Source organism: Macrococcus psychrotolerans, assembly GCF_038095555.1.
GTDB classification, from domain to species: domain Bacteria; phylum Bacillota; class Bacilli; order Staphylococcales; family Staphylococcaceae; genus Macrococcoides; species Macrococcoides psychrotolerans.
Map to the genome: position 1 here is coordinate 779,209 of NZ_CP124591.1, position 23,221 is coordinate 802,429.

16 protein-coding genes are annotated in these 23,221 nt (G+C 37.4%); 13 read left to right on the forward strand and 3 right to left on the reverse strand.

Features of this window, described 5'->3' with window-relative positions:
- Nucleotides 1-112: 112 nt before the first annotated feature.
- Nucleotides 113-1,957: a translational GTPase TypA gene (gene typA, locus QA539_RS04020; RefSeq protein ID WP_219494460.1), complete on the forward strand. Its 1,845-nt coding sequence runs from the start codon at nucleotides 113-115 to the stop codon at nucleotides 1,955-1,957.
- A gap of 10 nt (nucleotides 1,958-1,967) precedes the next feature.
- Complete coding sequence (locus tag QA539_RS04025) at nucleotides 1,968-2,312, forward strand: YlaH-like family protein (RefSeq protein ID WP_219494461.1); 345 nt, start codon at nucleotides 1,968-1,970, stop codon at nucleotides 2,310-2,312.
- 27 nt (nucleotides 2,313-2,339) lie between these two features.
- Here QA539_RS04025 and QA539_RS04030 read toward each other — a convergent pair whose 3' ends face one another.
- Complete coding sequence (locus tag QA539_RS04030) at nucleotides 2,340-2,816, reverse strand: hypothetical protein (protein WP_241427508.1); 477 nt, start codon at nucleotides 2,814-2,816, stop codon at nucleotides 2,340-2,342.
- Between the two features lie 120 nt (nucleotides 2,817-2,936).
- Between QA539_RS04030 and QA539_RS04035 the strand changes: the two genes are divergently transcribed.
- The 3 genes from QA539_RS04035 (at nucleotide 2,937) to QA539_RS04045 (ending at nucleotide 8,048) form a co-directional block, all read left to right on the forward strand.
- Nucleotides 2,937-3,212, forward strand: a complete 276-nt coding sequence (locus QA539_RS04035; protein WP_133420356.1) for a YlaN family protein — start codon at nucleotides 2,937-2,939, stop codon at nucleotides 3,210-3,212.
- A gap of 47 nt (nucleotides 3,213-3,259) precedes the next feature.
- A complete protein-coding gene (locus QA539_RS04040; RefSeq protein WP_219494466.1) occupies nucleotides 3,260-4,459 on the forward strand; it encodes an FtsW/RodA/SpoVE family cell cycle protein in 1,200 nt (399 codons plus the stop codon).
- Nucleotides 4,460-4,625: 166 nt separating this feature from the next.
- Entirely contained in the window at nucleotides 4,626-8,048 is a 3,423-nt protein-coding gene (locus tag QA539_RS04045; RefSeq protein WP_419895498.1) for a pyruvate carboxylase, read from the forward strand.
- Between the two features lie 58 nt (nucleotides 8,049-8,106).
- Here the strand turns inward: QA539_RS04045 and QA539_RS04050 are convergent, their stop codons facing one another.
- On the reverse strand, nucleotides 8,107-9,009 hold the full coding sequence (locus tag QA539_RS04050) for a COX15/CtaA family protein (RefSeq protein ID WP_419895499.1): 903 nt from the start codon (nucleotides 9,007-9,009) through the stop codon (nucleotides 8,107-8,109).
- A 249-nt stretch (nucleotides 9,010-9,258) separates the two neighbouring features.
- On the opposite strand from QA539_RS04050, the gene cyoE reads away from it, so the two are divergent.
- The 7 genes from cyoE (at nucleotide 9,259) to QA539_RS04085 (ending at nucleotide 15,711) form a co-directional block, all read left to right on the forward strand.
- Complete coding sequence (gene cyoE, locus QA539_RS04055; RefSeq protein WP_419895500.1) at nucleotides 9,259-10,179, forward strand: heme o synthase; 921 nt, start codon at nucleotides 9,259-9,261, stop codon at nucleotides 10,177-10,179.
- A gap of 31 nt (nucleotides 10,180-10,210) precedes the next feature.
- Nucleotides 10,211-11,272, forward strand: a complete 1,062-nt coding sequence (coxB, locus tag QA539_RS04060; protein ID WP_419895501.1) for a cytochrome c oxidase subunit II — start codon at nucleotides 10,211-10,213, stop codon at nucleotides 11,270-11,272.
- A 52-nt stretch (nucleotides 11,273-11,324) separates the two neighbouring features.
- Nucleotides 11,325-13,187, forward strand: a complete 1,863-nt coding sequence (locus QA539_RS04065; RefSeq protein WP_283721862.1) for a cytochrome c oxidase subunit I — start codon at nucleotides 11,325-11,327, stop codon at nucleotides 13,185-13,187.
- The gene (locus QA539_RS04070) at nucleotides 13,187-13,816 is read left to right on the forward strand and encodes a cytochrome c oxidase subunit 3 (RefSeq protein WP_012656642.1); all 630 of its coding nucleotides are present in this window, start codon (nucleotides 13,187-13,189) and stop codon (nucleotides 13,814-13,816) included. The genes QA539_RS04065 and QA539_RS04070 overlap by 1 nt, the downstream gene beginning before the upstream one ends.
- The gene (locus QA539_RS04075) at nucleotides 13,816-14,163 is read left to right on the forward strand and encodes a cytochrome C oxidase subunit IV family protein (protein WP_419895502.1); all 348 of its coding nucleotides are present in this window, start codon (nucleotides 13,816-13,818) and stop codon (nucleotides 14,161-14,163) included. Before QA539_RS04070 ends, QA539_RS04075 begins: the two co-directional genes overlap by 1 nt.
- Before the next feature lie 123 nt (nucleotides 14,164-14,286).
- Nucleotides 14,287-15,240, forward strand: coding sequence for a cytochrome c oxidase assembly factor CtaG (gene ctaG, locus QA539_RS04080; RefSeq protein ID WP_419895503.1), 954 nt, complete (start codon nucleotides 14,287-14,289; stop codon nucleotides 15,238-15,240).
- 9 nt (nucleotides 15,241-15,249) lie between these two features.
- Nucleotides 15,250-15,711: a DUF420 domain-containing protein gene (locus QA539_RS04085; RefSeq protein WP_419895504.1), complete on the forward strand. Its 462-nt coding sequence runs from the start codon at nucleotides 15,250-15,252 to the stop codon at nucleotides 15,709-15,711.
- Between the two features lie 64 nt (nucleotides 15,712-15,775).
- Here the strand turns inward: QA539_RS04085 and QA539_RS04090 are convergent.
- Nucleotides 15,776-16,917 (reverse strand): IS3 family transposase gene (locus tag QA539_RS04090; protein ID WP_198479331.1). Its coding sequence is split into 2 segments (ribosomal slippage): nucleotides 15,776-16,647 and nucleotides 16,647-16,917, totalling 1,143 coding nucleotides; the frame shifts between segments, so codons are not numbered across the junction.
- A 362-nt stretch (nucleotides 16,918-17,279) separates the two neighbouring features.
- On the opposite strand from QA539_RS04090, the gene QA539_RS04095 reads away from it, so the two are divergent.
- Nucleotides 17,280-23,156 (forward strand): putative Ig domain-containing protein, encoded by a 5,877-nt coding sequence (locus tag QA539_RS04095; RefSeq protein WP_419895505.1) that lies wholly within the window; start codon nucleotides 17,280-17,282, stop codon nucleotides 23,154-23,156.
- The last annotated feature ends 65 nt before the right edge of the window (nucleotides 23,157-23,221 follow it).

A 23,221-nucleotide genomic window follows, 5' to 3' on the forward strand; every position in this document is an offset into this window, starting at 1 on the left:
AATTTACTCCTTTTTACTTTCTATAAACTCCATGATATATTAATATCGTATTATATGATATAATATCACAGTTACATAAAAACTGTAAGTTGATTAAGAAGGGAAAGACCACATGACTAAATTAAGAGAAGATGTACGTAATATTGCAATTATAGCCCACGTCGACCATGGGAAAACGACTTTAGTAGATGAATTATTAAAGCAATCGGGAACATTCCGTGAGAACGAGCAGGTTGATGAACGTGCAATGGATTCAAATGATATCGAAAGAGAACGTGGTATCACGATTTTAGCAAAGAATACAGCGATAGACTATAAAGGAACGCGTATCAACATTCTGGACACACCAGGACACGCCGATTTTGGTGGAGAAGTGGAACGTATCATGAAAATGGTAGATGGTGTTATTCTTGTTGTTGATGCATACGAAGGAACAATGCCACAGACGCGTTTCGTATTAAAGAAAGCGTTAGAACAAAACTTAAAGCCAGTTGTTGTAGTAAATAAAATAGATAAACCTTCAGCAAGACCTGAAGAAGTTTTAGACGAAGTATATGATTTATTTATTGAATTAGAAGCAAATGATGAGCAGCTCGATTTCCCTGTAGTGTATGCTTCAGCAATCAATGGAACTGCAAGTTTAGATGCAGCGACACAAGATGAGAACATGCAGAGCTTATACGAAACAATTATCGATTACGTCCCTGCACCGATTGATAACCGTGATGAGGATCTGCAGTTCCAGGTTGCATTACTTGATTACAATGACTATGTTGGTCGTATTGGTATCGGTCGCGTATTCCGTGGAACGATGGAAGTGGGTCAACAAGTATCATTGATTAAATTAGATGGTACAATCAAGAATTTCCGTGTGACGAAGATCTTCGGTTTCTTCGGATTAAAACGTGTTGAAATCGAAAAAGCATATGCAGGAGACTTAATCGCAGTCTCTGGTATGGAAGATATTAACGTAGGAGAAACTGTGGCGCCAGTTGACAATCCTGAAGCGTTACCTGTTCTGCGCATCGATGAGCCGACTTTACAGATGACATTCTCTGTAAATAACTCACCATTTGCAGGTAAGGAAGGGAAATTCGTTACAGCACGTAATATTCAAGACCGTCTTGAATCACAGCTTGAAACAGACGTATCATTACGCGTTGAATCTGTAGGTCCGGATAGCTGGACTGTATCTGGCCGTGGGGAACTGCATTTATCCATCTTAATCGAGAATATGCGTCGTGAAGGTTTCGAACTTCAAGTATCAAAGCCTGAAGTTATCGTAAAAGAAATCGACGGTAAGAAATATGAGCCGTATGAGCGTGTACAAATTGATGTACCGGAAGAACATACAGGTTCTGTTATAGAATCTCTTGGAGTACGTAAAGGTGAAATGGTAGATATGGTTAATGGTGGTAATGGCCATACACGTCTTATCTTTAACGTGCCTGCACGTGGACTAATTGGATACCGTACGGAATTTATGTCGATGACACGTGGTTACGGTATTTTAAACCATACCTTTGATGAATATCGTCCATTACTTAAAGGACGTATCGGTGGTCGTCGTAACGGTGTTCTTGTGTCTATCGATAAAGGGGTAGCAAGTACGTATGCCATCTTAGCGCTGGAAGACCGTGGTGTAAACTTCATGGAACCAGGAACTGAAGTATATGAAGGCATGATCGTTGGTGAAAACTCACGTGATAATGACTTAACGGTTAACATTACGAAAGTGAAAGCAGCAAACAACATTCGTTCTGCGACAAAAGAACAGACAACAACGATGAAGAAACCGAGAATCTTAACACTTGAAGAAGCGTTAGAATACTTAAACGATGATGAGTTAGTGGAAGTTACACCAGAATCTATTCGTCTAAGAAAGAAAACATTAGATAAATCGCAACGTGAAAGAGAACAGAAGAAAGCTAAAGCTGCATTACAGGAAGAAGAATAGGAGTGATTAAATGAACTTTCTTATAGGGAACGTAAGCACGGATCCTGAACAAAGAATGTCATTTCTCGCAAAACTGTTTGCAGTAGATAAAAATCCAGAAGCTGGCATGTGGTATTTACTTATCGCAATCTTTATACTAAGTGCAATCGTCTATAATCTAGGCTTTGCACGTAAGTTAAAGCTATGGCAGAATGTAGTGATCTATATCATGCTATTTTTAGGATGCATCATACTTAACTTCCTTGCGGTATTTCTACCGGTAGGGGAAAGCCTGATCATCGCAGCCATCGTTTTAGGATTATATCGCTATCGACTGCATAAAGAACGTAATCAGAAAATAGAAAACAGAGATTAGGCAGCAGCCTGATCTCTGTTTTTATGTCTATATAATTTCAATTCCCGTTACATGGGCAAGTTTCAAATTTAGTGTATCTTCCAGTAAATAGGCATCGACCATCCCGTCATCATATAGACGTTTACCATCTTTAGAAAACTGAACATAAAAATTCGGTAACGCATCTAATTGAATCTCAGCACTTTCAGTTTCGTTAGTCAGCCTTATACGTGTAGCATCCTGATGAGGCTCGGCATTCCTAATAAATGGTTCGAGGTTCATTAAGAATGTCCCTTCAAGCAGTTGCTGCTTCTTGTATTTCTTTTCTGAAACAAGTGTCGGAGGCTTTGAACCGCCTTCTAATATCTCTCGATTCCATTCATAATTATCCTGAAATGAAATGGTATCATCATCAAGTTTAATCGTTTTCTTGATTGTATCCATCTCAACTTTACGATCATCAAAGATAAAAGTTGAAGGATCCAGTGTAATATTAAAATTTACTTTTCCCTTAATTTGAATTATCATCACAATCACCCTTTCAATCATATTATGATATACATTGGTCGATTAGTAAATGCTTGATTTTTAAAGGCTCGTGCTATAGAATTTTAAAGTATAGAATATGAAATGAGGGAGTATGCTATGCAGGGGAATAATGATTACAAACAAAAGGCATATGACCAGCTTAATCAAGATGCAGACAAGATTCTGCAGCTGATTAAAGTCCAGATGGATAACTTAACGATGCCTCAATGTCCACTTTATGAGGAAGTTTTAGATACACAGATGTTCGGGTTAAGCCGTGAAGTTGATTTTGCAGTGAAGATAGGACTTGTGGACGCCGATGAAGGGAAAGCATTACTTGTGACGCTTGAGAAAGAATTATCTAAGCTCCATGATGCGTTTACCAATATTTAAGTCTAAAGCGCATGCTTTAGACTATTTTTTAGAAATGAGCGGATTTGATGAATTACTTGAAAGAATTTTTTGATTATGTTAAGCACAATACTAAATATGTGGATTTTCCGTTGCTGATTACATATGTTGTACTTACGCTTACAGGGCTTGTGATGATCTACAGTGCGAGTATGGTTGCGGCGACACGTGGGACATTGACCGGTGGTATACCTGTCAATGCAAACTATTTCTATGTTAGACAGTTGTTTGCAATTATCCTTAGCTTCGGTATCGTTTTTGTAATGACTTATTTTATGTCGATTAATCTGTTGTACAACAAGAGATTACAGCAGTTTGCAATCTTTGGTGTCATGGCGCTGCTTATTCTCACCCGAATTTTCGGACGTGAGGTCAATGGTGCGAAGAGCTGGCTAAACTTAGGATTTATGCAGCTACAGACTTCTGAGCTATTGAAGATCGTGGTGATCATCTACCTGGCATATATCTATAACAAGAAACGTAATCTTGATAAACTGAGTACGGATATCATCGCACCACTTATTCTCGTAGGACTTTGTTCTGGTTTAGTACTGATGCAGAATGATTTCGGCTCCACAGCACTGATCCTGATGATTGTTGGCAGTATCTTCTTATATTCAGGTATTGCTATTAAGACGGTACTTAAGATGGGGGCATTAGTCGCTGTGAGTCTAGCGACCGTTACATTATTTTCTCTAGGCACGGGCCTTACAAACTTTCTCGGTGCCCATCAGAAACAGCGTTTTGAAGTACTTGCAAATCCCTTCAAAGATGAAAGTGGGGCAGGATATCACCTATCCAACTCACTGCTTGCTATCGGTAATGGGGGATTCTTCGGTAAAGGGTTAGGTAACGGGGTGATGAAGCTTGGGTATCTGCCTGAGCCGCATACCGATTTCATCTTTGCCGTGATTGCGGAAGAACTGGGGCTGCTCGGTGTGATTGTCATCATCAGTCTGCTCTTTTATATTGTGTTTAAAGGGTTTGTCTATGCAGCAAGCGCGCGTACAATGTTTCATAAGCTGATCTGTGTCGGCGTATCCAGCTATATCGGAATCCAGACATTTATTAATCTCGGTGGAATCTCCGGATTAATTCCTTTAACTGGAGTGCCGTTACCATTTTTAAGTTATGGTGGATCGAGTTTGATGAGTTTATCTATTGCAATTGGATTACTGCTTATGACATCGAAGGATATTAAGCGAGATAATGAACGAAGAAAAGTATAGAAATAAATTAGAGACTGGGTGATTAATGCCTTTCTCTTTTTTTATACTACCATGTGAAAGCGATAACAATATGACGAGTTCGTGTCAATTATGGCTAAAAGCAGAATGTTCTTAACAATTATAATATAATGTATAAGAAATGAAATGAACTGAGTGGAGGCTGTATATGAAAACGATTAAGAAATTACTTGTCGCTAACCGTGGTGAAATTGCAATACGTATTTTTAGGGCTGCTACAGAACTACATATTCCGACTGTTGCAATCTATTCTAAAGAAGACAAAGGTGCACTTCACCGATATAAGGCAGATGAGGCTTATCTCATTGAAGGCGCAAGTCCGTCTGATTGCTATCTTGACATTGAAGCGATTATAGAGACTGCAAAATCATGTGGTGCAAATGCAATTCATCCGGGGTATGGTTTCTTAAGTGAAAATCAGCAGTTTGCAGTGCGCTGTGCACAAGAGAATATCATCTTCATCGGTCCGGAAGTCCGTCATCTCGATATGTTTGGTGACAAGATAAAAGCACGTAATACAGCAATCCAGGCTGGACTTCCGGTGATACCCGGAACAAAGGATGCAATTAAAGGTTTAGATGAAGCGGTGCAGTTTGCACATGATAAGTATCCGGTTATGATAAAAGCACTGTCTGGTGGCGGTGGAAAGGGCATGCGTATCGTGCGCAATGCTGAAGAACTGGAAGAAGCCATTTCACGCGCGCAATCAGAGGCAATGAAATCCTTTGGAAGCAGCGAAATTTATATTGAACAGTATATAGATGCGCCGAAGCATATTGAAGTTCAGATCATTGGAGATAAGTTCGGCAATATTGTTCATCTCTTTGAACGAGATTGTTCAGTACAACGTCGACACCAGAAAGTAGTTGAAGTTGCGCCATCAGTCGGATTAAGTGATACCGTAAGAATGAACATCTGCAACGCTGCGGTTGATCTGATGCAGCAGATTTCATACGTCAACGCCGGGACGGTAGAATTTTTAGTTCAGGGAGAGGATTTTTATTTTATAGAAGTAAACCCGCGTGTTCAAGTAGAACATACGATTACAGAGATGGTCACAGGGATAGATATCGTTAAGTCACAGCTACTGATAGCTGATGGGGCAAAGTTAAGTGATGAACGCATCGCGATTCCACAGCAGCACGAGATTGTGACACACGGCTATGCGATTCAATGTCGAATTACGACAGAAGATCCTGCTAATAACTTTTTACCGGACACAGGTCGTATCACAGCGTATCGCTCAAGTGGCGGGTTTGGTGTGCGTCTTGACGCAGGTGATGGCTTCCAGGGCGCTGAAATCTCTCCTTACTATGATTCACTACTCGTTAAATTGTCTACGCATGCCCTTACCTTCAAGCAGGCTGAAGAAAAGATGGTACGTTCATTAAAAGAAATGAGGATCCGCGGTATTAAGACAAACTTACAGTTCCTTCTGAATGTAGTACAGCACCCTATGTTTACTGCAGGTAATTACAATACGCGTTTCCTGGAACTTTATCCTGAATTATTTGACATAGAAGCCCCTAAAGATAGAGGGACGAAGACGTTAGCATATATCGCTGATATTACTGTGAACGGTTTTCCGGGTATTAAAAAGACAGAGAAACCTGACTTTGAACTTCCGCTTACCAAGACCTTTAAAGCCACTGGTTTATCAGGAACGAAGCAGCTGCTGGATGAACATGGGCCATCTTATGTCAGCGACTGGATCAAAGCGCAACAAGAAGTACTGATTACTGATACAACATTTCGAGATGCGCATCAGTCATTGCTGGCAACGCGTGTGCGTACTAAAGATATGCTTGCGATCGCATCACAGACCAATCATCACCTAATTGATAGCTTCTCATTAGAAATGTGGGGTGGTGCAACATTTGATGTAGCATATAACTTTCTGAAAGAAGATCCGTGGGAGAGGCTCAGAAAGTTACGAACGGCTGTACCAAACATACTATTTCAAATGCTCTTAAGAGCATCGAATGCTGTCGGTTATAAGAACTATCCAGATAACGTTGTGCAACAGTTCATCCGAGCGGCAAGTGATAATGGTATCGATGTCTTTAGAATATTTGATTCGCTTAACTGGCTCGATCAGATGAAAGTAGCCAATGAAGCGGTACTGAATGCAGGTAAAATTTCTGAAGGGACCATCTGTTATACCGGCGATATATTAAATCCAAAGCGTTCAGATGTCTATACGCTAGACTATTATTTAAAGATGGCTAAAGCGATGGAACGAGAAGGATTCCATATCCTAGCGATAAAAGATATGGCTGGCCTGTTGAAACCTGAAGCAGCTTATATATTAATTCAGGCATTAAAAGCAGAAGTATCATTACCAATTCATCTGCATACACACGATACGAGTGGTAATGGTATTATGACGTACAATAGAGCAATCGATGCAGGTGTTGATATTATTGATACGGCGATTTCCAGTATGAGTGGACTGACAAGTCAGCCTTCGTTGAACAGTCTCTATTACAGTTTAGAAGGAAAAGACAGACAGGTACGTGCAGATATAGAAGGACTTGAAGCACTTTCACATTACTGGTCAGTGGTGCGCAAGTTCTATCATAACTTCGAAAGTGATATACAGTCACCAAACACTGAAATATACCAGCATGAAATGCCAGGAGGACAATACTCGAACATTGAACAGCAGGCGAAAAGCTTAGGTCTTGGCGATCAGTTTGAAGCGGTTAAAGATATGTATAAAAGAGTGAATATGATGTTCGGTGATATTGTTAAAGTTACACCATCTTCCAAAGTCGTCGGGGACATGGCATTATACATGGTGCAGAACAACCTTGATGAACAGACAGTTATAGAACGCGGAGAAAGCCTTGACTTCCCGGACTCCGTCGTATCCTTCTTTAAAGGAGAGATTGGACAACCGGCAAATGGCTTTCCTGAAAGATTGCAAAACGTCGTATTAAAGGGAAAAGAACCGCTTACTGTACGACCTGGGGAAGCATTAGCACATGTAGATTTCAATGAACTGCAGCAGACGCTTACAGAACGTTTTCAAGATGTCGCTGAGGAAGATGTCCTCAGTTATGCACTATATCCGAAAGTATTTGAAGTATATAAAGAGACAGAAGCGCGATATGGCAATATTTCATTGCTCGACACACCGACATTCTTCTATGGTATGCGCAAAAATGAAACTGTAGAAATAGATATCGATGCCGGCAAAACGCTGATTGTCAAACTACTGAGCATCGGACATGTGCACGAAGATGGATATCGTACGTTATATTTTGAACTTAACGGGATGCCAAGACAAGTACGTGTGAAAGATAATGCGGCTGAAGTAAGTGTCAATACATTACTTAAAGCAGATGCTAAGAATAACAAGCATATTGGAGCGCAGATGCCAGGTACGGTTGGAGAAATTAAAGTGTCAGCAGGAGCGCACGTTCGTGCGGGTCAAACGTTGATGATTACTGAAGCGATGAAGATGGAGACAAGTGTACAGGCGCCTGTAGATGCGGTGGTGAAACACATCCATGTAGCAACTGGAACAGCTATCCAGACAGGCGATTTGTTAGTCGAGTTTGAATAAAATAAAATAAGCGTTGGCAATGATTACATTGCCGACGCTTGTTTTTATGTGAAATCATTTATTTTGCTCTGCTAATAAGCAGGATAAAGTAACATAACAGGCCAAAGAGTAAAGTTATAAACAAGGCATGGAGTAACGCGATATAGAGATTAACTGCTGTAAATATCGTTAATGCACCAGTTGTTACTTGTAAACAGATTAATATGAAAGCAATCATATAACCGTATTTAATAACACGGTACTGCGCGTAGTTTCGCATAGCATGAAAGGCAACATAAGTCAGCCATATAAATAGAATGAAAGCAAGCGTTCTATGGCTCATCTGCACCCATTCATAGAAGTTCTGTGGCAGTGTAAACGCACCCTTACGACAGAGCGGCCAGCTGGAGCAGGCGAGGCTTGCTTTCTCATGGCGTACGAGTGCACCACTATAGATAACAAAATAGATAAAGCTTGTGAGCCCGATCGTATGACGTCTAAGCTTCGGCTGTAATGTGAGTTTAGTTGCATCAAATTTCTGATCGACTTCAAAGATAAGCAGTGTAAGTAGAAATACAGCACTGAAGCTAATCAGTGATATTCCGAAGTGAAGCGCAAGTACAAAACCATTCTGTTGCCACATCACTGCCGCCGCACCGATCAAAGCCTGTGCAAAGATAAATCCGATGCTCATATAGCAAAGGAACTTTGTTTCTTTCTTGTGTCCAATATATTTTATGCTGAGTATTACAAGCCATGTCACAGATAATAATGCGAGACCTGAGACGCCACGGTGAGCAAGCTCAATCAAGGTCTCTTTCGGAATATGAGTTGGTACAAACTTTCCGTGACAAAGTGGCCAGCTACTACCACAGCCATCTGCAGATCCTGTCTTTGTTACGAGTGCACCACCAATCTGAACAAATAACATGAGCACGGTCGTAAACAATGATAACCATTTTAAATTCTTTTCTTTTAACAACAAAAACACCTCTATCTATATTCTTAACATCTATAAATAATGTCATTTTATCTCATTTCTAAATAGTATATACTTAAGTTATAGTATATCAATCATAGGGATAAGTAAATGTGTCACATTCGTGAACAATTGAAATTACTTGTAAAAAAGAAAAATGTCACAATTTAATTTCGAAAATGTATAGAAAATGTGACAGTTTTCATATATTATTGTTATTATATGCGTTAGTATTGTAAAAGGAGGGTGAAAATGCAGAATGAACACATTTTAAAAGGTGTTAAACCAGTTGAACGGCGTCTGACTTTTAAAGATGTAAAAGCGATTGTGAAGCTTGGACTCGTACAAGGCAATTTAATACCGGCGTTTGCAGGTGCGTTTATTGCAATTATGTTAAGCGGTCGTTCATTTTTAAGTAGTATACCTGAACTTTTAACGATGCTTTTCGGCACTACACTAATTATGGCAGGAAGTTGTGCACTGAATAACTTTTATGACCAGGATATTGACAGTATTATGCCAAGTAAGCAAAATCGACCATCTGTAACCGGTAAAGTTTCTACAGCTTCGATTCTACAGCTCAGTCTTGTGCTTATGGTCGTCGGAGAAATGCTTTTGTTCATGATTAACATCGAGACAGGAATCATCGGATTTCTTGGCATCTTTGGCTATGTTGTCTTATATTCAGTCTGGTCTAAACGACATCTTGTGTCCAACACAGTAATAGGAAGTTTTCCAGGTGCGATTCCGCCGCTTGTTGGCTATGCAGCGATTGAACCATCTCTTAGCAGCACAGCGTGGATGCTTTTCATCATTATGTTTATATGGCAGCCTGCACATTTCTATGCGCTTGCGATTAAACGTAGTGAAGAATATGCACTTGCTAGCATACCGATGCTACCTTCAGTTAAAGGGTTTAAACGTACAAGGCTTTCCATGTTATTTTGGGTGCTGCTTTTGTTACCGACACCATTTTTTATGCAGGAACTCGGCACGGTATTTATCGTACTTGCTTCGGTACTAAATCTAGGATGGCTGTTATTAGCGATTTCTGGATTTAAATCAAATGTTAAAGAAAATAAATGGGCAATGACAATGTTTGTTTATTCTTTAAACTATTTGATGATATTTTTTGTTATGATAGTAGTAGTTACATTAATTCAAACGATTTGATTATGAATGGTGAAAGAGGGGTTAGAATTTAATGAAGAACAATTTAAAAAATGTAAAGCTGATCGGTTTATTTTCATTATTGTTAATGACCTTAGCGGGTTGTGGTAAAAATGAACTGTCTGCTTTACGTCCTGCAGGGGAAGTTGCAAAGGATCAATTTAATTTAATGATGCTTGCGGTAGGTATTATGGTTTTCGTTATTATTGTAGTAGTAGCTATCTTTATTTTAGCAGTATTTAAATTCCGTCGTGGCAAAGTCGGTGAAGACTTTGTACCGAAAGATGTTCATGGGAACCATAAGTTAGAAGTGATCTGGACAACGATTCCAATCATCTTACTTATCATCTTAGCGATACCAACTGTTATGTTAACATTTAAACTAGCAGATACGAAAGCAATGGATAAGGTTGATGCTAAAGGTAAGAATAAAGAAATGATTGTTGATGTAACTGCAAATCTGTACTGGTGGGAATTTGAGTACCCTAACGAAGGTATCGTAACAAGTCAGGAACTTGTTGTTCCTACAGATACAAAAGTTTACTTCCGTCTGCATTCAGCTGACGTAAAACACTCATTCTGGATTCCGGCAGTGGGTGGTAAGATGGATACAAACGTTGAAAACATCAATAAATTCTACTTAGTGTTTGATGATAAGAAAGCGCAAGACGCGAAAAACATGTTCTACGGAAAATGTGCGGAATTATGTGGACCGTCTCACGCATTGATGGACTTCAAAGTTAAAACAATGGATAAAGACCAGTTCAAAACTTGGGTATCTGATATGAAAGCTATCAAAAACCCTGTAGCAACAACAGATGCTAAAGAGGGCGAAAAAGTATTCAAGCAGTCTTGTCAAGGTTGTCATGCTGTAACACCAACTGGTAAAGGTGCTAAAGGTCCAAACTTAACAACATTTGGTGACCGTAACCGCGTTGCTGGTGTTATGGATCATAATGAAGAAAACCTTAAAAAATGGATTAAAGATCCTGAATCAGTAAAACCTGGTAATAAAATGACAGGTGCTTACAAAGTTTCAGATAGTGAAATTGATGCGCTAGCTAAATACTTAATGGAACGTAAAGTTGAAAAGTAGTAAATAAAGGGAGGTTACACATTTGGCTACACAAAAAAAGCGTGGTTTACTAATGGAGTACTTAACGACAGTAGACCATAAAAAAATTGCAATTCTTTATTTAATCATGGGTGGATTGTTCTTCGCCATGGGTGGTATCGAAGCGATGATCATTCGTATTCAGCTTGCAGTTCCTGAAAATGATTTCGTCTCTGCGGGATTATTCAATGAAATGATTACGATGCACGGTACTACAATGATTTTCTTGGCAGCAATGCCATTACTGTTTGCATATATGAACGCAACAGTACCGTTACAAATTGGTGCACGTGACGTTGCATTCCCATTCCTAAATGCATTAGGGTTCTGGTTATTCTTCTTCGGAGGTGTATTCTTAAACTTATCTTGGATTTTAGGTGGCGCACCAGATGCAGGGTGGACTTCATATGCTTCACTGTCACTTGCATCAGAAGGGCATGGGATTGACTTCTATGCATTAGGTTTACAAATTTCAGGTGCTGGTACTTTAATTGCAGGGATTAACTTCCTTGTTACCATTATTAATATGCGTGCTCCTGGTATGACATTTATGCGTATGCCATTAATGACTTGGACAACATTAGTTGCTTCAGCTTTAATCGTATTCGCATTCCCTCCACTGACTATCGGATTATTCTTGCTTATTTTCGATAGAATGTTTGGAACAGGATTCTTTGTAGTATCACAAGGGGGTAACACAATTATCTGGGAACACTTATTCTGGATTTTCGGTCACCCTGAAGTATACATTTTAGTATTACCAGCATTCGGTATTTTCTCTGAAATATTTGCAACATTCTCTAGAAAACGTTTGTTCGGTTATTCTGCAATGGTATTTGCAACAGTATTAATCGGTTTCTTAGGCTTCATGGTTTGGGCACACCACATGTTCACTGTAGGTCTAGGTCCAACAGCGAACGCTATTTTCGCAGTAGCGACAATGGCAATCGCCGTACCAACTGGTGTGAAGATCTTCAACTGGTTGCTTACTATCTGGGGTGGTAGTATCGAATTTACGACGCCGATGTTATATGCATTAGCGTTCATCCCTACATTCGTAATGGGTGGTGTTACTGGTGTAATGCAGGCATCAGCACCAGCTGACTATCAGTACCATGATTCATACTTTATCGTAGCGCATTTCCACTACGTAATCGTTGGTGGGGTAGTATTCGCGTTACTTGCAGGGTTGCATTTCTACTGGCCATTAATGTTCGGTAAGATGTTAAGTGAGAAATTAGGTAAAGTTTCCTTCGCACTATTCTTTATCGGTTTCCATCTAACATTCTTCCTACAACATTTCTTAGGATTAATGGGTATGCCACGTCGTGTATTCACTTACTTACCTGGTCAAGGTTATGACACATTTAACTTAATCTCTACTATCGGTGCTTTAACGATGGCCGTAGCAGTCATTATTTTATTGATAAATATTATCTTAACTACAGTGAAAGGTCCTAAAGTAGGACGTGACGCTTGGGGCGATGGCCGTACGTTAGAATGGTCATTACCAATCCCAGTACCATTTTATAACTTTGCACAGACACCACTTGTGCGTGGATTAGATGCATTTGATCTTGAGAAGAAACAAGGTAATGGTGAAATCTTACCAGCTGAGTCATTAGGTGATGTTCATATGCCAAATAACTCAATCTTACCATTCGTTCAGTCATTAGGATTATTCGTTGCAGCATTTGGTGCTTTATACTTAGCAGATGGACAAAAATGGGCACTTGATGCAGTTAAAGATTTACCGGTTCAACCATGGGCTCCATTTGTATTAGTTTTAGGTTTAGCGATTACAGCAGGAGCAATGATCGCACGTTCTGTAGTTGATGATCACGGTTATCATATTACTAAAGAAGAGCTTATCGAGTACGAAAGAGGTGTTAAATAATGGCACATCATGAAGAACAGATGACAGTCGAGAGATGGCCAAGTCATCCTGAGACAGCTTCATTAGAAGGTAAGAACAAATTATTAGGATTCTGGATTTTCCTAGGTGGAGAAACAGCACTATTCGCATCATTGTTTGCAACTTATTTAGCACTTAAAGACCATGTTCCTAGTGAAGATCATCTTTTAGCGAAAGATTTATTTCACTTACCACTTGCATTTGTAATGACGATGTTACTTTTAACTTCGTCACTTACAAGTGTGTATGCACTGTATCACATGAAGAACTATGATTTCAAAAAGATGATTACTTGGTTAATTATCACAGTACTTCTCGGTTTGGGATTCTTAGGACTAGAAATTTATGAGTTTGTTGAATATGTTCATAAAGGTCATACTTTCCGTTCAAGTGCTTTTGGTTCAGCTTTCTACTTCTTAGTAGGAACACACGGATTCCACGTTATTATTGGATTAACATGGATTATTCTGTTAATCGTACGTAATATGAAGCGTGGTTTAAGCGTATATAATGCAGCGAAATTTAATACAGCAGCATTATACTGGCACTTTATCGACGTAGTCTGGGTATTCATCTTTACAGTAGTTTACTTGTTAGGGGTGTTAGGATAATGTCAAATGAATTAAATCATACGAAATTTAATCAAGAACGCTATGAATTTGAGAAACGTTCAAGAACAGAAGAAATGAGAATGCAGGTAACAACTTTTGCAATTATGATCTTCTTAACATTTGTTTCTTTTGCAATGGTTGCAGCTGGACTAAGCAAAGAGTTTGTTATCCCAGCAATCTTATTACTCGCACTCATTCAAGTTATTCTTCAATTCTATTACTTTATGCATATGAAACATAAAGGGCATGGAACAGCTCAGTTATTTATGTTAACTGGATTGTTTATCGCAGGTAGTTTTATTGTTATGGCGCTTTACTTAACTTGGTTAGGTGACCCATTAAAATAAGAGTGAACCCGGAGTAATCCGGGTTTTTATTTTTGCCACAAATTAGTTGAAATATTGTGCTTTATTCTTCAAATTGTACGCTATAATAGAAATGAATGAAGTATAAATTTTTGGAGTGATTTTATGGGTAGTATTAGTTCTATCAGGATATTCGGATTTTTAGCGAACTGGAGTCCTTTCTTTTTAGTTGCCATTATTTTCACGACTATCGTGTTTTTCATGATAACAGGGAGATGGCGCCATGAAATTCCTGGCAATCGACCGTTGAAACGTTCAGAAGCAGTTATATTTATTATATGTATGTTTTTACTGTATGCAATGAAAGGTGCGCCAGTTGACTTGCTCAGTCATATTATCTTTAGCTTCCATATGTTACAGATGGCCATCCTTTACTTACTTATTGTGCCACTGTTATTCTTTGCGATACCGGAATATCTAATTGATTATTGTATTAAACTGCCTATTATTGAACGTGTCTTTAATTTTCTGACGCGTCCGATTATAGCACTGATTACGTTTAATGGATTGTTCTCAATCTATCATATTCCAGCCATACTGGATGGTTTAAAGCAGAATGCGACATTACACTCATTGTTTACAATTCTTTTGTTTATTACCGCATTCTTTATGTGGTATCCAATATTTAACAGGACAGCTCTTGAGCGTAAGCAGCTGTCAGGTCTTGTGAAGATTGGCTATATCTTCGCAATCGGCGTACTTTTGACACCGGCATGCGGGTTGATTATCTTTGCCAGTCATGCCATGTATAAGACATATACAGATCCAGCGGCATGGATGAGTGCCATGACCCTTTGTGTGCCTACAGGGACATTACAGGATATCGTTCAAAATTCGAGTATTAGTGGCCCGCAGTATTTCACAAATATGACACCAAAAGAAGATCAGCAGACCGGTGGCGTAATCATGAAGGTGCTACAGGAAATATTCTTTGGCTTCATGCTGTTCCATGTTTTCTTTAGATGGTCAAGAGAAGAGAGAATGAGTTCTGAGGAAATAACACAGAGAAGTTTGGATGAAAAGTTACAGCAGGATGCTTATTTTAATCAATTCAGATAGGAGAAGAATATGAATTTACCAATTTTACCTACAATCAGTACGACATTTATCGTTATCAGTGCCATACTGGTAGCAATCGGATGGTTCAAAATCGCACGAAGAGATATCGAAGGACATAAGAAGACGATGCTGCTAGCAGGTGCCGCGGCCCTTACATTCTTTATTATCTATGCTACTAGAACAGTATTCATTGGAAATACAGCATTTGGCGGACCTGATAGTATCAAACCGTACTACACGATCTTTCTGATTTTCCATATCACACTTGCAACGACCGGTGGGGTACTTGGATTAATCAATATTATTACGGGTCTTAAAGATAATTTAAAGATTCATCGTAGATTAGGACCGATTGCCTCAATTATCTGGTTCTTCACAGCAATTACAGGTGTAGCTGTTTATCTACTGCTTTATGTATTCTATAAAGGTGGAGAAACAACATCGGTTATTAAAGCGATTATAGGTGGCTAAAAAAACGATCAGACACAATGGGCACTGCACCCTTACTAAGGGAGCTCAATAAAAAAACTATTTTCTAGGCTGCTAATTTCCTATATTCTATAGGGGATAAGTAGCCTAGTTTTTGTTGAATTCTAACTTTATTATAGTTTTCAATGTAATTTTCGACAATATCTATTACAATGGTATTAGAGCTTCTAAGCTCACTGTTTAAGTAGAATGTTTCACACTTTAGAGAGGCATGAAAACATTCTATTGGGGCATTATCAGCTGGCGTTCCCTTACGGGACATGCTTCTGGTAATGCCTTTTTCTGTACATAGGGCATAGTATTCATAAGAAGTATAAACACTTCCTTGATCACTATGTAATATAGTACCTGGTTCCAATTGAAGTTGTTTTAATGTCTCATTTACTAATTCTTGATTTTGTTTATTACCGATTTTATATGCCACAATTTCACCATTGTAAGCATCCATGATAGATGAAAGATACAACATTGTATTCCCGAAGGGTAAATAAGTGATATCTGTTAAAAGTACTTCTAAAGGTTTCTCTGCTTTGAAGTTTCTATTTAATAGATTATGTGTTTTATAATATGCATTCCCTGGTCTTTTCGATTTTTTCATTCGTACTTTACAATTTAAATTATGTTTTTGCATAATCCTTTGTACTTTTTTGTGATTAATTGGTTTATTATTTTTTCTATTTAACAAGGCAGTTATTTTTCTATAACCATATGTAAAACGATGTTTCTTACATAGTTCTATAATTTCTCGTTCATCCTCAGATATACTGAAATCTTTGTTTTTCCATCTGTAATAATTTGATTTTGGAATATCTAAAGTTTCTAAAATGACTTTCACTGTATATTTAGATTTCAATTCATTTACTAATTCAACAACTACCTCTGGGACCACTTCCTTTCCAATTCCTTGTACTTTTTTAAAATTTCATTTTCTACTTCTTTGCGCTTTAATTCAATTTTTAGCGTCTCAACAGTACTCAATTCTTCATTTCCTTTTCCGTAGGAATATTGTTTACCTACTTGTTGATTGAATCTATGTGTTTCCCCATTTCTATACCATTTCCACCACACTTTAACTTGAGATTCATTTTTAATATTTAAAGCATCCATTATTTCTCTTGTACTATATCCTTTAAGTTTCATTTCTACTACTTTATATTTTATTTCAACTGAATATGCCACTCTTTTCATAGAAAAAACACCTCCGTATAAATTCATTTTAATATGAATTCAACGAAAGTGTTTTTATTTTACTCCCATATCATGGGGTTAGCGCAATTCATTTTAATATGAATTCAACGAAAGTGTTTTTATTTTACTCCCATATCATGGGGTTAGCGCAAAAGGGGTTCGTTGGCTTTTTGATTTTAAGAATAAAATTTTGATTAATGAAAAGTTTAATAAATAAAATTTTTTTGTTTTTAAAATTGCTAATATTTAAATGTTATCTATGTAATAATTTCGAATTTACAAAAAAGTATATTCACATCTTATCTTTTTTGTTACTATTATGATAATTATTATTATATCCAAAATATGAGAGGAAGTATTTAATGTTTAAAAATAACAGATATTCTATTCGCAAATTTTCTGTTGGAACTGGGTCAGTAATCATTGGTGCAATGCTTTATTTGAGTACACCTAATATCGTAAATGCAGAAGAATCAAATGCATTAAAAGAAGAAAGTCAGAGTACAGAAACGACTACAAATACAGATTCAAATAAGAATATAGAAACATCAAATGAAACTGAAGTACCAAATTCAGTTGAAATACCAACTGAAGAATCGACTGAGAATTTGCCAACTGAAGAGAAAACAAATGATTCTACAGAAACAGCAGAAGATTCAACAACAGAAGAAAATACATCAGATTCAAATGCTTCAGGAGATAATACGACAGCAGAACCAAAAGAACAAAGTGATTTTACTATTGAACAAATTGATAATCAAACTGTGAATTCAGAAGACGCAATTAATCCAATAAGGATTAATGTGGAAGGTTCTGAGAATAATACAAATGAAGTCCGAGGATTACCAGATGGCCTTACATATGATTCAAATACTGATACAATTTCAGGCACCCCTAATACTCCTGGTAACTATATGATCACAGTTACTTCTAAAAATGATTCAGGCGTTCAAAAAGAGTCTACTTTTACCATTAATGTAGAAGAAGCTGAAAAACCATCAACAGAGGAACCACAAACAAACGATGACTCGAAATCAACTGAAGAAGATACGACTGAAGTGCCAACATCAGATGAACAAAAATCAGATGGAAATTCAAAAAGTGAAGATCCTAAAGAAGATAAAAGTGATACAACAGAGGAACCAAAATCAACTGAAGAAGATACAACAGAAGAACCAAAAACAGATGACAAAAAATCTTCAGAAGACTCAAAAGAAGCTGACGCAGATCAATTGAAGAATCCTTCTGAAGAACAAAAAAGTGATAAAGACTCAATAAAAGAACAACCAAAAGCTGACGACAAGAACTCATCAAAAGAAGATGCAAAAACTGATGAAAATTCAACGAATGAAGATTCTAATGAAAATAAAAAAGACACAACAGAAAAACCGAAATCAACTGAAGAAGACACAATAGAAGAACCATCAACAGAGGAACCATTAAATAATAATAATCAATCTGATAATGTTGGCAATGGTTTGTCTACAGGTGACTCTGAAAATGATAACAAAATAGACCCAAATGTTGATGCTACAGACTTAAAAACAACTAAGCCATTAACAGATAAAGAAAAAGAAGATATAGACCAAAAATCAAAAAATAAAAGTAAGACTGATAAAAATTTAAAAGCTTTAAGTGCATCTTCATCAAAAGTGGAAAAAGAAGCAACAAAAGCCGATGGTAGTCCATTGGGTGGAGATGATGTAAATAGCAAGATTAAATCTAGTAATGTTAAGTTTCAAGAGGGTACATGGAATAAAGGTGCTGCTTTTAAAATAGGTTTCGATATATCTATTCCGAATGACGTAAAAAGAAATGATTATTTTACTGTACATATACCTAAAGAAATAAATCCTACATCTGCAGATAGAGATAATGGCATACTATTAGGAAATGATGCAAATAGTATTTATGCAAAAGGTACTTATAATCGTGCCGATAATTCATTTACATTCAAGTTTACTGATAATATAGAAAAATATAAAAACACTAGTGCACACGTTGATTTGTTAGGGTTAATCAATTTTAAAGAAGCAACCAAAACAGATAACTATAACTTGAATTTAAAAATTGGTGATTCAGAATATAATGCTACAAGAAAAATAGAATATTCAACTGATGCACGAAATTTAGATTTATATCAAGATTCTAGTGTTCAAGAAAAAGTAGATGATCATAATCCATATAACACAACATATACAGTAAACGGTAAAGCTAGGACTTTAAATAATGCCAAGGTTAAAATAACTCCATATAATGGTACTAAAAAAAATCCTGATGTAATTAGCCAATTTAATAAAGATATTACTAAAGTTCAAATTTTGAAAGTTACTGATAGGAATACATTGAATCAAAGTGGAAGTGATAAAAATGTCGCTTATGTAGATGTATCATCATCACATAATATAATCTTTAATAGTGACGGTTCTATAAGTATAGATTTAGGAAATACTAATAGTACATATTTAATCGTTGTGAATTCAGAAACAAGTAAACCATTTGTTCCTGAAACTTTTATAGAGGGTACAATACAATTAAGTGCAAGCAATATTGCTTCTGTAAGTAGCCAATCTAAAATAGGAAAAAGTAAACCATCAAGTAATAACTCATCAGGTGTAAATGTTGATGATACGACACCACCCGTTGTTGATAAAGTTGATAATCAAACAACAGAAGTAAATTCGGCAATAGATCCGATTGTTATCAATGCGAATGATAATAGTGGTGAAACAGTTCGAAATGACGTATTCGGTTTACCAGATGGTGTTACATATAATTCAGAAACGAATACAATCTCAGGTACACCTACAAAAGCAGGAACATATGAAGTAACTGTTATTTCGTCAGATAAAGTATATAACGAAACAGAAACGACATTTACAATTACAGTAGAAGATACAACAGCACCAACTGTGGACCCAATTGAAAATCAAACAACTGAAGTGAACACACCAATTATTGATGTTACTTTAAATGGCAAAGACAACAGTGGAGATCCAGTGACTCATAATGTAACTGGTTTACCAGACGGTGTGACTTATAATGAAGAAACAAATACAATTTCAGGTACACCAACAAAAGCTGGAAACTATAATGTGACTGTTATAACGAGTGATGAAGCAGGCAACGAAACAGAAACAACATTTACAATCACAGTAGAAGATACGACAGCACCTACAATAGATCCAGTAGATAACCAAACAACAGAAGTAAACACACCTATTAAAGATGTAACATTGAATGGTCAAGATAATAGCGGTCAACCAGTGACACATGAAGTAAATGGCTTACCAGAAGGTGTGACGTATGATCCAGAAACGAATACCATTTCAGGCACACCGACAACAGTAGGAAGTTACGACGTAACAGTAGTTTCAACAGATGAGTCTGGTAATACGACAGAAACAACATTCACGATAACAGTTGAAGATACATTACCACCAACGGTAGATCCAATTGAAGATCAAACAACAGAAGTGAACACACCTATTAAAGATGTAACGTTGAATGGTAAAGATAATAGTGGAAAACCAGTGACTCATGAAGTATCAGGGCTACCAGAAGGTGTAACTTATGACCCAGAAACAAATACCATTTCAGGCACACCAACAACTGTAGGAAGTTATGACGTAACAGTAGTTTCAACAGATGAATCAGGTAATACAACAGAAACGACATTTACAATCACTGTTGAAGACACAACAGCACCTGATGTAGATCCAGTAGAAGACCAAACAACAGAAGTAAACACACCTATTAAAGATGTAACATTGAATGGTAAAGATAATAGTGGAAAACCAGTGACTCATGAAGTATCAGGGCTACCAGAAGGTGTAACTTATGACCCAGAAACAAATACCATTTCAGGCACACCAACAACTGTAGGAAGTTATGACGTAACAGTAGTTTCAACAGATGAATCAGGTAATACAACAGAAACAACATTCACGATAACAGTTGAAGATACATTACCACCAACGGTAGATCCAATTGAAGATCAAACAACAGAAGTGAACACACCTATTAAAGATGTAACGTTGAATGGTAAAGATAATAGTGGAAAACCAGTGACTCATGAAGTATCAGGGCTACCAGAAGGTGTGACGTATGATCCAGAAACGAATACCATTTCAGGCACACCGACAACAGTAGGAAGTTATGACGTAACAGTAGTTTCAACAGATGAATCAGGTAATACAACAGAAACGACATTTACAATCACTGTTGAAGACACAACAGCACCTGATGTAGATCCAGTAGAAGACCAAACAACAGAAGTAAACACACCTATTAAAGATGTAACATTGAATGGTAAAGATAATAGTGGAAAACCAGTGACTCATGAAGTATCAGGGCTACCAGAAGGTGTAACTTATGACCCAGAAACAAATACCATTTCAGGCACACCAACAACTGTAGGAAGTTATGACGTAACAGTAGTTTCAACAGATGAATCAGGTAATACAACAGAAACAACATTTACAATCACAGTAGAAGATACGACAGCACCTACAATAGATCCAGTAGATAACCAAACAACAGAAGTAAACACACCTATTAAAGATGTAACATTGAATGGTCAAGATAATAGCGGTCAACCAGTGACACATGAAGTAAATGGCTTACCAGAAGGTGTGACGTATGATCCAGAAACGAATACCATTTCAGGCACACCGACAACAGTAGGAAGTTACGACGTAACAGTAGTTTCAACAGATGAGTCTGGTAATACGACAGAAACAACATTCACGATAACAGTTGAAGATACATTACCACCAACGGTAGATCCAATTGAAGATCAAACAACAGAAGTGAACACACCTATTAAAGATGTAACGTTGAATGGTAAAGATAATAGTGGAAAACCAGTGACTCATGAAGTATCAGGGCTACCAGAAGGTGTAACTTATGACCCAGAAACAAATACCATTTCAGGCACACCAACAACTGTAGGAAGTTATGACGTAACAGTAGTTTCAACAGATGAATCAGGTAATACAACAGAAACGACATTTACAATCACTGTTGAAGACACAACAGCACCTGATGTAGATCCAGTAGAAGACCAAACAACAGAAGTAAACACACCTATTAAAGATGTAACATTGAATGGTAAAGATAATAGTGGAAAACCAGTGACTCATGAAGTATCAGGGCTACCAGAAGGTGTAACTTATGACCCAGAAACAAATACCATTTCAGGCACACCAACAACTGTAGGAAGTTATGACGTAACAGTAGTTTCAACAGATGAATCAGGTAATACAACAGAAACAACATTTACGATAACAGTTGAAGATACAACAGCGCCTGATGTGGATCCGGTTGAAGACCAAACAACAGAAGTAAACACACCTATTAAAGATGTAACATTGAATGGTAAAGATAATAGCGGTCAACCAGTGACTCATGAAGTAAGTGGCTTACCAGAAGGTGTGACATATGATCCAGAAACAAATACCATTTCAGGCACACCAACAACTGTAGGAAGTTATGACGTAACAGTAGTTTCAACAGATGAATCAGGTAATACAACAGAAACAACATTTACGATAACAGTTGAAGATACATTACCACCAACGGTAGATCCAGTAGAAGACCAAACGACAGAAGTAAATACACCAATCAAAGATATAACGTTGAATGGTAAAGATAATAGTGGAAAACCAGTGACTCATGAAGTATCAGGGCTACCAGAAGGTGTAACTTATGACCCAGAAACAAATACCATTTCAGGCACACCAACAACTGTAGGAAGTTATGACGTAACAGTAGTTTCAACAGATGAATCAGGTAATACAACAGAAACGTCATTCACAATCACTGTTGAAGACACAACAGCACCTGATGTAGATCCAGTAGAAGACCAAACAACAGAAGTAAACACACCTATTAAAGATGTAACATTGAATGGTAAAGATAATAGTGGAAAACCAGTGACTCATGAAGTAAGTGGCTTACCAGAAGGTGTGACGTATGATCCAGAAACGAATACCATTTCAGGCACACCGACAACAGTAGGAAGTTACGACGTAACAGTAGTTTCAACAGATGAGTCTGGTAATACAACAGAAACAACATTCACGATAACAGTTGAAGATACATTACCACCAACGGTAGATCCAATTGAAGATCAAACAACAGAAGTGAACACACCTATTAAAGATGTAACGTTGAATGGTAAAGATAATAGTGGAAAACCAGTGACTCATGAAGTATCAGGGCTACCGAAGGTGTAACTTATGACCCAGAAACAAATACCATTTCAGGCACACCAACAACTGTAGGAAGTTATGACGTAACA

Coding starts and splice junctions, on each gene's coding strand:
- typA (WP_219494460.1), top strand. CDS start 113: ATGACTAAATTAAGAGAAGATGTACGTAATATTGCAATTATAGCCCAC.
- QA539_RS04025 (WP_219494461.1), top strand. CDS start 1,968: ATGAACTTTCTTATAGGGAACGTAAGCACGGATCCTGAACAAAGAATG.
- QA539_RS04035 (WP_133420356.1), top strand. CDS start 2,937: ATGCAGGGGAATAATGATTACAAACAAAAGGCATATGACCAGCTTAAT.
- QA539_RS04040 (WP_219494466.1), top strand. CDS start 3,260: ATGAATTACTTGAAAGAATTTTTTGATTATGTTAAGCACAATACTAAA.
- QA539_RS04045 (WP_419895498.1), top strand. CDS start 4,626: ATGAAAACGATTAAGAAATTACTTGTCGCTAACCGTGGTGAAATTGCA.
- cyoE (WP_419895500.1), top strand. CDS start 9,259: ATGCAGAATGAACACATTTTAAAAGGTGTTAAACCAGTTGAACGGCGT.
- coxB (WP_419895501.1), top strand. CDS start 10,211: ATGAAGAACAATTTAAAAAATGTAAAGCTGATCGGTTTATTTTCATTA.
- QA539_RS04065 (WP_283721862.1), top strand. CDS start 11,325: ATGGAGTACTTAACGACAGTAGACCATAAAAAAATTGCAATTCTTTAT.
- QA539_RS04070 (WP_012656642.1), top strand. CDS start 13,187: ATGGCACATCATGAAGAACAGATGACAGTCGAGAGATGGCCAAGTCAT.
- QA539_RS04075 (WP_419895502.1), top strand. CDS start 13,816: ATGTCAAATGAATTAAATCATACGAAATTTAATCAAGAACGCTATGAA.
- ctaG (WP_419895503.1), top strand. CDS start 14,287: ATGGGTAGTATTAGTTCTATCAGGATATTCGGATTTTTAGCGAACTGG.
- QA539_RS04085 (WP_419895504.1), top strand. CDS start 15,250: ATGAATTTACCAATTTTACCTACAATCAGTACGACATTTATCGTTATC.
- QA539_RS04095 (WP_419895505.1), top strand. CDS start 17,280: ATGTTTAAAAATAACAGATATTCTATTCGCAAATTTTCTGTTGGAACT.